Origin of the sequence: Agrobacterium sp. NPDC090273 (assembly GCF_044772305.1) — a bacterium.
Taxonomy (GTDB): domain Bacteria; phylum Pseudomonadota; class Alphaproteobacteria; order Rhizobiales; family Rhizobiaceae; genus Agrobacterium.
Genome location: NZ_JBIVYN010000005.1, coordinates 342,721 through 352,317, shown reverse-complemented (window position 1 = coordinate 352,317; position 9,597 = coordinate 342,721). Strand labels below are relative to the sequence as shown.

Genomic DNA, 9,597 nt, shown 5'->3' with positions numbered 1-9,597 from the left:
GGGGTGTTCCGAGGCAGGTAACTGCCTCAGCAGTCCGAGCAGGTGATTTCCTGATCGCGTTGTTTGAAGAAATATTCCCGCTTGATGGTAAATGCCTGGACGCTCGAGGAAAGGCTAGACATGAACATCAGCAGATTGTGTGGCAGCGAAAACTCGACGTGAACCAGGAAGGTGTTCGCTGCCACAAGCCCTTTCGGCACTGTAACGCTTGATCCCTTTGCATAGGGAGCCAGGTTGTCCTGATCCCAGGACCAGGCGATTTTGGCCTGGCTTTTATCGTCGATCTTGATGCCGCTGATCTTGAGCTTCAGTCCGCTGGTGCTGTAGGGCGCGAAGATTGCCGCCGTGACGTCCTTCGTTGTTTGAAGATAGGCTTTGTCGACGGAGCTCTTCTTTGAAACCAGATCATTGATTGTCGCAGTCGCATGGCTCGCGCGCTTGTAGGCGCTATAGCCAAGTGTTAGCTCGAAGGATGTAAGGTAAAGGGCAACGAGGATCGGGAAAATGATCGCGAACTCGACCGCACCAACCCCGTTTCTATCTCGCGCAAATCGGGCGAAGACTGCCGGAAGCCGAAATTTCCTCAGGGTGGGGAGAGACACCTTGCGACGGATCATGGGCTGCCACTCGTGATGTATTTTTCATTCATGTAGGCGTCCGTCGCCACAATCAGGAAATGCGATGGCATCGAGCCGTCGGCGGGTCGGACCTTTGTCAGATAGGGGCGGATGATATCTGCCACGACACGCCAGCGATAATAGACCCGCAGCATGTTGATCGTTTCCGGGCCACCTGGCTTGAAGCCGAATTGGCTTTTGTCGAGATCGTAATACTGACCATTGGCTTTGAGCGCAATGGTGGTCGGAATATCCTTGAATGTCGCGAACGACCGCAGATCGATATAGAGTTTCTGCTCCTGTTTGATCTCGTCTGCGGAACAGGTCATCATGATCGAAATTTCCTTGCAGAAACTCTGGCGGAAATCCTCTTTGGTAATGGTACTGCTGATCTGACCGGTGCGCAGGCGCCTTGACATCGTGTCTGTAGCATTGACGATGACCTGTTCGGCCATCAATGCAATGAAGGTTTCGATGATCGCGAAGACAACGAGAAAATAGGGGATCGCAAGGATCGCGAACTCGATCGCCGCGGCTCCATCGCGCGAGACACGGAGTTTTCTCAGCAATGCTGTGAGAGGGGCCAGTCGCATGGGGCGATGTCGATCTTCATGAAATGCGGCAAACACCCGCGCTACTCAAATTCATTACAGACCATAACCAGCCGATGTTTAAATTGTCTTACCTCGAAAAGTTGCAGTTTAACCGGGGTTCATCATTGTTACTATGGTTATGAAAAGCATAAAGCCCGGCACATGGCCGGGCTTTTCTATATTAGATTTGAAGAATGTGCTGTTATTCAGCGTCAGCCTTCGACAAAACTTCGAGCGTCGGTGTAGACGTGATGTTGAAGCCGCAATCGACATAGTGGCACTCGCCGGTTACACCGCGTGACAGGCCAGAGAGCAGATAAAGCGCCGATCCGCCGATATCGTCGATATCGGCCGTCCGCCGTAGCGGGGCGTTTTTCTGGTTCCACGAATAGATGGCGCGTGCGTCGGAAATGCCCGCGCCTGCCAGTGTACGAACCGGACCTGCCGAGATTGCGTTGACGCGAATGTCGCGTGGACCGAAGTCGGCTGCGAGATAACGAACGGACGCTTCAAGCGCTGCCTTGGCAACACCCATGACGTTGTAGTTCGGGATGACACGCTGCGAACCGTTATAGGTCAGCGTCAGCATTGAGCCGCCATTGGTCATCAGCTCAGCGGCGCGCTTGGCGATTTCCGTAAACGAGAAACAGGAAATGACCATCGTGCGGCTGAAGTTCTCGCGCGTGGTATCGGCGTAGAGGCCCTTCAGCTCGTTCTTGTCGGAAAAGCCGATGGCATGAACGACAAAATCGAGCGAACCCCATTTTTCGCGGATCGCCGCAAAAAGCGCGTCGACGGAAGCGATATCTTCGACATCGCAAGGAACGATGAAATCAGAACCCAGTTCGGCAGCGAGTGGCTTGACGCGCTTTCCGAGAGCCTCCCCCTGATAGGTGAAGGCCAGTTCTGCGCCTTGGGCGGCGAGAGCCTTGGAAATGCCCCAGGCAATAGAATGGTTGTTTGCGACGCCCATGATGAGGCCGCGTTTTCCCTGCATGATGCCATTCATGGGCAATTATCCGTTATAACGCTGGAAGACGAGCGTAGCGTTGGTTCCGCCGAAGCCGAAGGAGTTGGAAAGGATCGTGTCGATCTTGGCGTTGTCGATGCGGCTGCGAACGATCGGAACGCCCGCGAATTCCGCGTCGAGTTCGGAAATGTGCGCGCTCTCGCCGATGAAGCGTTCCTGCATCATCAGGAGACCATAGATGGATTCCTGCACGCCCGCTGCGCCGAGCGAGTGACCCGTCAGCGACTTGGTGGACTGGATGTGCGGGATCTTGTCACCGAAGACTTCGCGGATAGCACCGATTTCCTTGCTATCGCCGACCGGCGTGGAGGTGCCGTGCGTATTGATGTAGTCGACATCGCCCTTCACGGTGGAGAGCGCCTGGCGCATGCAGCGGATTGCGCCTTCGCCTGACGGAGCAACCATGTCGTAGCCGTCAGACGTTGCGCCGTAGCCAACGATTTCAGCATAGATCTTGGCGCCACGCGCCTTGGCATGCTCCAGCTCTTCCAGAACGAGAACACCAGCGCCACCGGCGATAACGAAACCGTCTCGGTTGGCGTCATAGGCACGCGAGGCGGTCGCCGGCGTGTCATTGTACTTCGAGGACATGGCGCCCATTGCGTCGAACAGGTTCGACATGGACCAGTCGAGATCTTCGTGGCCGCCGGCAAACATGATGTCCTGCTTGCCCCACTGGATCATTTCGGCAGCGTTGCCGATGCAGTGCGCCGAGGTCGAGCAGGCCGACGAGATCGAATAGTTGACACCGTGGATCTTGAACCAGGTCGCAAGCGTTGCCGAAGCCGTAGAGGACATGGCTTTCGGAACGGCGAACGGGCCGATGCGCTTCGGGCTGGTGTTCTTCAGTGTAATGTCGGCGGCTTCAACGATCGTACGGGTGGACGGGCCGCCCGATCCCATGATGATACCGGTGCGCTCGTTGCCGCTGATGTCGCTTTCTTCCAGACCGGAATCGGCGATCGCCTGCCTCATTGCAACGTGGTTCCACGCTCCACCCTGGGAGAGGAAGCGCATTGCGCGGCGATCAACCAGATCGGTCGGATCGAGAGACGGCTTGCCCCACACCTGGCACTTGAAGCCGTGCTCGGCAAAATCAGGGGAGAAGGAGATGCCGGATTTGGCGTCGCGCAGCGATGCGGTGACTTCAGCGGCATCACCGCCGATAGAGGAAACAATACCGAGGCCGGTGACAACAACTCGTCTCATGAAAGGGACCTTTTCTTAAGATTTCGGCTGGACGGGGAACGCAGCCCGGGCATGTGCCGGGGCAGGCGTTGTCAGTCTCAGGCGGTCTTTTCCTTCGACAAACCTACACGAAGGTCCGTCGCCTGATAAATGGTTTCGCCATCGGCCTTCAGCCAGCCATCAGCGGTGCCGAGGACAAGGCGTCCGCGCATGACGCGCTTGAAGTCGATGCCGTATTGCAGAAGCTTGGTGTGCGGGCGCACCATGCCTTTGAACTTCACCTCACCGGTGGAAAGCGCCATGCCGCGGCCTTCTTCACCCAACCAGCCGAGGAAGAAGCCGGTTAGCTGCCACATGCCGTCAAGGCCAAGGCAGCCGGGCATGATCGGGTTTCCCTGGAAGTGGCAGGGGAAATACCAATCATCTTCGCGCACGTCGTATTCAGCACGGATGTAACCTTTGTCGAATGCGCCGCCGGTTTCGGAAATTTCGGTAATGCGGTGAACCATCAGCATAGGAGGCAGAGGAAGCTGTGCATTGCCGGGGCCGAACAGTTCGCCGCGACCGCACGCCAGGATTTCCTCGTAGTTGTAGCTCGATTGCCTCGTTGCCATGGTGTTTCCGTTTCCCCGTATACTGGTGTTGATCGACTTCTGTAGAGCAAGTTAGGTTCAAATTGAAGCGCTGCAAGGGCAACGACCCACTCTGGTTCCTGATGACTTGTCGCTAAAGACCGCCTTTACATGGCGCCCGCATACAGGAAGCGTAAGGGCGGAACCAGAGGAAATTTGCAAATATGCCCTGTTTGCCGCCATTTGCCGCGCTTACGAAGCTTTGAAACTATTGAAAGCAACGGGCGCAAAAGATATATGCTAGTGTAATTGTCCGGGTTTTAACCCCACGTTTGGAATGGGATTGCATGGCATTTGACGCGACATTGGACATCGGAACGAGGCTGCGGCGCTGTGGGTTGCGCCCGACGCGGCAACGCGTGGCTTTGGGCGATCTTCTCTTCGCGAAGGGTGATCGCCACCTGACGGTCGAGGAATTGCACGATGAGGCGGTCTGTGCCGGCGTTCCCGTGTCATTGGCCACAGTCTATAATACGCTGCACCAGTTCACCGAAGCCGGCCTCATCCGGGTTCTGGCCGTAGAAGGCGCGCGCACCTATTTCGATACCAATGTGTCCGATCACCACCACTTTTTTGTAGAAGGGGAAAACGAGGTTCTCGATATTCCCATCAACAACATCCAGATCGACAATCTTCCCGAAGCGCCCGATGGTATGGAAATCGCGCATGTGGACGTGATTATCCGTCTGCGCCGCAAACGCGGCTAAGCAAGACAAGCAATACGGCGCCTTCGGGCGCCTTTTTTGTTTGGGTGGGGCTTTTACTAAAGAATATCTTCCGGCCGCCTTCCGGGCCGGGTTTTGTACGGTGGGAAGGTCCATCCGAAAATCAGGGCGCCTGAACGAATGCCGAAGGCCACCAACAGGCCGAGGCCGGATGCGAGGTAGAGTGGGGCGCCGAGAAAATAGGCTGCTGTGAAAATTGACGATCCCGCAAGGGCGCAGCTGACATAGACCTCGGGACGCAGCAGGGCCGATGGCTCCCCCGCCAGAATATCGCGAAGAACGCCACCGAATGTTGCCGTCAAAACGCCGGTGACGATTGCGACGGTTGCCGATCCCGTTGCTGCCAACCCCTTCGCGGCACCCATGACGCTATAGGCGGACAAGCCGACGGCATCGAGCCAGAGCAGCAGCTTGTAGCGTGACTCAAGCAGATGCGCGGTGAAAAACACCAGCACTGCGATCGATACGCACACCAGGATATAAGTCGGGTTGACCACCCAGAAAACCGGCGCTCGCCCCAGTACGAGGTCGCGAACCGTTCCGCCACCGATACCCGTCGCTGCGGCAAAGAACAGAAAGCCGATCAGGTCAAGCTGTTTGCGGGACGCCGCAAGCGCGCCCGTGGCGGCAAAGACCGCAACCCCGGCATAATCGAGAAAACCGAGAAGTGTCATGAAATGGTTCCCCCGAAAAACAAAGTGTCATCGCGTCAGTGTCGCGCAAGCACAGCTCTTTAAGGTCGCCGACCGGATGATTGCAACATCCATAGCCGAAACGAATGCAAAGGAAAATGCCGTGCGGAAAACCATTGTCGCAGCCCTTCACGCACTGGTTCTATTCATGTTTCCGGCCACATTGTCGGCGCAGCAGCAACTCGTCAGCGATCCCGAAATTTACGAGAAAGACCACTTCAACCAGACCTGCAAGGCAGCGACATACGGGGAGGGGTTCGTCACAAGACTCGACATCAACAATGATGGCTTGATGGATGCTGTCGTCAATCACGGTGTGCTGGGTTGTGACGGGGAACAGGGCAAGAGTTGTGATGAGGATGGTTGCCCCTACAACTTCTATGTTCAGGTGAAGGAGGGCGGATATCTGATGATCGCAACAGCGCGGATCTATGACTATGAATTCGTCAAGCGCTTCGGCAACATGGTCTTCGCTCTCAAAATGCATCCGCGTTATTGCGAGCGTACCGACAAGGAGCCCTGCCTCATGACCGTCCGGGTACGGGGAACGAAGTTCGTTACCATCTCACGGAAGTAATATCTTGTCCTCAAGACGGCATGCGCTTGATCGTTACCCGTTGATTGTAACGGTCCCGAAGGGACCGAGGAAGAAAGAGGGTTGCGGCGGCCGTGGCGTAGATCGCCGCAGTGACAACCCATAATGCGGCAGATTGCAGAGCTCCGCCCAGAATCGCACCGCAGAGAGCCCCAATCACCATACCGAGCCACGGCACGATCTGGATATTCCAGTCAAAGCTGCGGTCGCCAAGTATGAAGCGGCCAATGCCTCGGCCAAAGCGAGAAAGGGCACCCGTCACATAGGTGAGGCCGATTGGCAGGCCCTCAATGTGTTCGACAGCGGCGTTCACCATGCCCATGGCAAAAACGATCAGGTAAAACTGTATGGCTGCTGTGTCCTCTCCGCCAAGCAAGGCGGCGATCGCGATCAGAGAGCCGACCGCAAACAAGACCGCAAACAGGCGGCGGGCGAAGCTGTGCGCAATGATGATGCCGCCCGCATTGCCGGCGATGAAGGCGATAACCGCAAGCAGCAGTTTCGCAGCATGGCCATAGGCGCCGGTACCGGCTGAGACAGCCGCCCGTGTTGTGTTGCCCGTCATGAACGACACGAAGTCACCGGAAATACGAAGCCCGACGGCGTCGGTCATTCCGGCGATAAACGATATGGCGGCGACCAGCGCAATACCCGTTCCGGTACGCCTGGTTCTGATGATGTTGCGGCGTCTCTGTCTGGTCATGGAAAAGCTCGACATCGATAAAGAGGGTTGTTGGGCCCGGTCAGCGGAATAGGCAAAGAAAAATGATGAAGGCGCTTATTTGTAGGGCGTCTGGTGCCGATACGGCAACAATATCTCAACGCTCGGTGCGATTTATTTTGTCTAGACAAGTGAGAAAACCACCCCTACCATGCCTCAAATAAGGCGTTTAAGAATATCGCTCAAAAATAAAGCAACAGGGGACTTCATAATGAGGAAAAATCGGGTGTTTGCTGCAGCCGTAGTGCTGCTTTCGTCCACTGCCGCGCATGCGGAAACATCTGTCTCGATCGGTATGTCCGGCTGGACAGGTTTCGCGCCGCTGACGCTTGCCAAGGCAGCGGGCATCTTTGAAAAAAACGGGCTCAAGGTCGATATCAAGAAAATACCGCAAGCCAGCCGCCACCTCGCATTGGCATCCGGCGATATTCAGTGTGCCGCAACAACCGTTGAGACGTGGGTTGCCTGGAATGCCAATGGTGTGAAGTCCACGCAGATCTTCCAGATGGACAAGTCGCACGGTGCCGATGGCATGGTGGTTCGTAGCGACGTGTCCAAGATCGCTGATCTCAAGGGCAAAACTGTCGCCGCATCCGCACCAGGCACATCTCCCTATTTCTTCCTCGCCTGGATACTCAAGGAAAATGGTCTGACGCTGAAAGACGTCAAGGTCGTCAATCTTGAGCCGGGTCCGGCGGCACAGGCCTTTGTCGCCGGTCAGAATGATGCCGCCATGACGTATGAGCCGTATCTCTCCACTGTTCGCGCTGCGCCGGATCAGGGAAAGATCATTGCCACGACGCTCGATTATCCGGCGGTGATGGACACGTTCGGATGCACACCGGCTTTCCTGAAGGAAAACCCCGAAGCAGCCAAGGCGCTGGCCAACAGCTATTTCGAGGCCCTTGAACTCATCAAGGCTGATCCGCAGAAGTCCTATGAGACGATGGGGGCAGACGTAAAGCAGTCCGGCGAGGCCTTCGCTGGTTCGGCGAAGTTCCTGGAATGGCAGGACAAGGCCGCCAACCAGAAATTCTTCGAAGGCGAGTTCAAGACCTTCTCGGAGAAAGCGGCAGACCTCCTGCTGGAGATCGGCGTGATCAAGTCGAAGCCGGATATCTCGACCCTCGCGGATACGTCTTTCATCAAGTAAAGCATCAGCATCAAGGGCGCGGTGGCGAAAAGCACCGCGCCCGTCTTTAGCTAGGCGCCAATATGCACCCTCTTCAACCGATCGGAAACGGAGCGAGGATAAGCCTCGGCATCCTGTTCTTCGTGCTGTTTTTTCTCGCCTGGGGCATCGCGACCTTGGGTGGTTTTGTGTCCCCCACCTTCCTTGCCGATCCGATCACCATGCTGAAGGATGGCATATACCTGCTGACGGATCAGGGGTTCGCGACCGATATCGGCATGACGGTCTGGCGTGTCGTCGGTGGATTTGTCATGGCCTCGCTTGTGGCTGTGCCGCTGGGGATCGCCATGGGAGCCTACAAGCCGGTTGAAGCCCTGCTTGAGCCGTTTGTTTCTTTTGCGCGCTATCTGCCTGCCTCTGCTTTCGTCCCGCTTCTGATCCTATGGGCAGGGATTGGCGAGATGCAGAAACTGCTGGTGATTTTTATCGGTGCGGTATTCCAGATCGTGCTGATGGTGTCCGTGGCCGTTTCTGGGACAAGGCGCGATCTGGTCGAGGCCGCCTATACGCTTGGTGCCAGAGATAGAGGCGTGGTGCGCCGTGTTCTCATTCCGGCAAATGCGCCCGATATTGCAGAAATTCTCCGCCTCGTGCTGGGCTGGGCCTGGACCTACGTGATCGTCGCGGAACTGATCGGTGCGTCCTCCGGTATCGGTTACATGATTATCAACAGCCAGGCGTTGATGGCGACGGGCCAGATTATCTTTGGCATCATCGTCATTGGCATCATCGGGCTGATTTCGGATTTCGCTTTCAAGTTCTTGAACCGGAAGCTTTTTGCATGGAGGCTCGCCTGATGAGTGAACTCGTCATCAAAGGCGTCAGCCGCACATTTCCCGGCGTCCGTGGCGGTCAGCCCACCCTTGCGCTGCAGCCGACGGATCTGGACATCCCCCGCAACGACTTTGTCACGATCCTTGGCCCGTCAGGGTGCGGCAAGTCGACCCTCCTGCGCATAATCGCCGGGCTGGATCGACCCACGACGGGCAAGGTTCTGTTGTCCGGTCAGGAAGTGAAAGGCCCAGGCGCCGATCGCGGCATGGTCTTCCAGTCCTACACGCTTTTTCCTTGGTTGACGGTGCGTGAGAACGTTGCTTTCGGCTTGAGGGAGCGCGGCGTCGCCGAAAAGGAAAAATGGGAGATCGTCGATAGCTACATCGACAAGGTCGGTTTGCGCGGGTTTGAGAACCATTGGCCTAAACAGCTTTCGGGCGGTATGCAGCAGCGCACCGCCATTGCCCGTGCGCTGGCGAACGGCCCGAAGATCCTGCTTCTTGACGAGCCGTTCGGTGCTCTCGACAACCAGACACGAGGTTTGATGCAGGAACTTCTGCTCGGCATTTGGGAGCGTGAGCAGAAAACCGTCATCTTTGTGACCCACGACATCGAGGAGGCCGTCTTCATGGCGTCGCGCGTCGTCACGATGTCGGCGCGTCCCGGTCGTATCAAGTCCATCACGCCGGTCAACCTGCCTCATCCACGCCACTACACCATCAAGGCAAGCCCTGAGTTTTCTCAGTTGCGCGCCGTGCTGACCGAGGAAATCCGCGGTGAAGCCATTGCTGCGGCAGCGCATGGATAGCTGACGCATCGGGCTTGGAGGAAAGACCAT

12 protein-coding genes are annotated in these 9,597 nt (G+C 56.6%); 5 read left to right on the top strand and 7 right to left on the bottom strand.

Going from position 1 to position 9,597, the window contains the following annotated elements; all coding sequences use genetic code 11:
- Window positions 1–26: 26 nt before the first annotated feature.
- The 5 genes from ACIQT8_RS16080 to fabA form a co-directional block, all read right to left on the bottom strand.
- Window positions 27–617 carry a TadE/TadG family type IV pilus assembly protein gene (locus tag ACIQT8_RS16080; RefSeq protein ID WP_400967017.1) on the bottom strand — a complete coding sequence of 197 codons (591 nt, stop codon included), beginning with the start codon at window positions 615–617 and terminating at the stop codon, window positions 27–29.
- Complete coding sequence (locus ACIQT8_RS16075) at window positions 614–1,210, bottom strand: TadE/TadG family type IV pilus assembly protein (protein WP_400967014.1); 597 nt, start codon at window positions 1,208–1,210, stop codon at window positions 614–616. The genes ACIQT8_RS16080 and ACIQT8_RS16075 overlap by 4 nt, the downstream gene beginning before the upstream one ends.
- A 202-nt stretch (window positions 1,211–1,412) precedes the next feature.
- Entirely contained in the window at window positions 1,413–2,219 is an 807-nt protein-coding gene (gene fabI, locus ACIQT8_RS16070; protein ID WP_138794209.1) for an enoyl-ACP reductase FabI, read from the bottom strand.
- A 6-nt stretch (window positions 2,220–2,225) separates the two neighbouring features.
- Window positions 2,226–3,449 (bottom strand): beta-ketoacyl-ACP synthase I, encoded by a 1,224-nt coding sequence (gene fabB, locus ACIQT8_RS16065; RefSeq protein WP_400967011.1) that lies wholly within the window; start codon window positions 3,447–3,449, stop codon window positions 2,226–2,228.
- A gap of 77 nt (window positions 3,450–3,526) precedes the next feature.
- Complete coding sequence (fabA, locus tag ACIQT8_RS16060; protein ID WP_138794211.1) at window positions 3,527–4,042, bottom strand: 3-hydroxyacyl-[acyl-carrier-protein] dehydratase FabA; 516 nt, start codon at window positions 4,040–4,042, stop codon at window positions 3,527–3,529.
- Window positions 4,043–4,347: 305 nt separating this feature from the next.
- Between fabA and irrA the strand changes: the two genes are divergently transcribed.
- Complete coding sequence (gene irrA, locus ACIQT8_RS16055; RefSeq protein ID WP_138794212.1) at window positions 4,348–4,767, top strand: iron response transcriptional regulator IrrA; 420 nt, start codon at window positions 4,348–4,350, stop codon at window positions 4,765–4,767.
- A 56-nt stretch (window positions 4,768–4,823) separates the two neighbouring features.
- Here irrA and ACIQT8_RS16050 read toward each other — a convergent pair whose 3' ends face one another.
- Window positions 4,824–5,459, bottom strand: a complete 636-nt coding sequence (locus tag ACIQT8_RS16050) for a trimeric intracellular cation channel family protein (RefSeq protein WP_400967007.1) — start codon at window positions 5,457–5,459, stop codon at window positions 4,824–4,826.
- A gap of 76 nt (window positions 5,460–5,535) precedes the next feature.
- Here ACIQT8_RS16050 and ACIQT8_RS16045 point away from each other — a divergent pair, with 76 nt between their 5' ends.
- On the top strand, window positions 5,536–6,054 hold the full coding sequence (locus tag ACIQT8_RS16045; protein ID WP_400967199.1) for a hypothetical protein: 519 nt from the start codon (window positions 5,536–5,538) through the stop codon (window positions 6,052–6,054).
- Window positions 6,055–6,064: 10 nt separating this feature from the next.
- Here the strand turns inward: ACIQT8_RS16045 and ACIQT8_RS16040 are convergent, their stop codons facing one another.
- A complete protein-coding gene (locus ACIQT8_RS16040) occupies window positions 6,065–6,775 on the bottom strand; it encodes a YoaK family protein (protein WP_138794214.1) in 711 nt (236 codons plus the stop codon).
- A gap of 229 nt (window positions 6,776–7,004) precedes the next feature.
- Here ACIQT8_RS16040 and ACIQT8_RS16035 point away from each other — a divergent pair, with 229 nt between their 5' ends.
- From ACIQT8_RS16035 to ACIQT8_RS16025, 3 genes are all read left to right on the top strand, one after another.
- Window positions 7,005–7,946 (top strand): ABC transporter substrate-binding protein, encoded by a 942-nt coding sequence (locus ACIQT8_RS16035; protein ID WP_400967004.1) that lies wholly within the window; start codon window positions 7,005–7,007, stop codon window positions 7,944–7,946.
- Window positions 7,947–8,008: 62 nt separating this feature from the next.
- Window positions 8,009–8,782, top strand: a complete 774-nt coding sequence (locus ACIQT8_RS16030; protein ID WP_400967001.1) for an ABC transporter permease — start codon at window positions 8,009–8,011, stop codon at window positions 8,780–8,782.
- Window positions 8,782–9,567, top strand: coding sequence for an ABC transporter ATP-binding protein (locus ACIQT8_RS16025; RefSeq protein WP_400966998.1), 786 nt, complete (start codon window positions 8,782–8,784; stop codon window positions 9,565–9,567). Before ACIQT8_RS16030 ends, ACIQT8_RS16025 begins: the two co-directional genes overlap by 1 nt.
- The last annotated feature ends 30 nt before the right edge of the window (window positions 9,568–9,597 follow it).

Excerpts from the sequence above, each read along its gene's own strand:
- ACIQT8_RS16045 (WP_400967199.1), top strand. The coding sequence starts at position 5,536 with ATGATTGCAACATCCATAGCCGAAACGAATGCAAAGGAAAATGCCGTG.
- ACIQT8_RS16030 (WP_400967001.1), top strand. The coding sequence starts at position 8,009 with ATGCACCCTCTTCAACCGATCGGAAACGGAGCGAGGATAAGCCTCGGC.
- ACIQT8_RS16075 (WP_400967014.1), bottom strand. The coding sequence starts at position 1,210 with ATGCGACTGGCCCCTCTCACAGCATTGCTGAGAAAACTCCGTGTCTCG.
- ACIQT8_RS16040 (WP_138794214.1), bottom strand. The coding sequence starts at position 6,775 with ATGACCAGACAGAGACGCCGCAACATCATCAGAACCAGGCGTACCGGA.
- ACIQT8_RS16050 (WP_400967007.1), bottom strand. The coding sequence starts at position 5,459 with ATGACACTTCTCGGTTTTCTCGATTATGCCGGGGTTGCGGTCTTTGCC.
- ACIQT8_RS16080 (WP_400967017.1), bottom strand. The coding sequence starts at position 617 with ATGATCCGTCGCAAGGTGTCTCTCCCCACCCTGAGGAAATTTCGGCTT.
- ACIQT8_RS16035 (WP_400967004.1), top strand. The coding sequence starts at position 7,005 with ATGAGGAAAAATCGGGTGTTTGCTGCAGCCGTAGTGCTGCTTTCGTCC.
- ACIQT8_RS16025 (WP_400966998.1), top strand. The coding sequence starts at position 8,782 with ATGAGTGAACTCGTCATCAAAGGCGTCAGCCGCACATTTCCCGGCGTC.
- fabA (WP_138794211.1), bottom strand. The coding sequence starts at position 4,042 with ATGGCAACGAGGCAATCGAGCTACAACTACGAGGAAATCCTGGCGTGC.
- fabI (WP_138794209.1), bottom strand. The coding sequence starts at position 2,219 with ATGAATGGCATCATGCAGGGAAAACGCGGCCTCATCATGGGCGTCGCA.
- fabB (WP_400967011.1), bottom strand. The coding sequence starts at position 3,449 with ATGAGACGAGTTGTTGTCACCGGCCTCGGTATTGTTTCCTCTATCGGC.
- irrA (WP_138794212.1), top strand. The coding sequence starts at position 4,348 with ATGGCATTTGACGCGACATTGGACATCGGAACGAGGCTGCGGCGCTGT.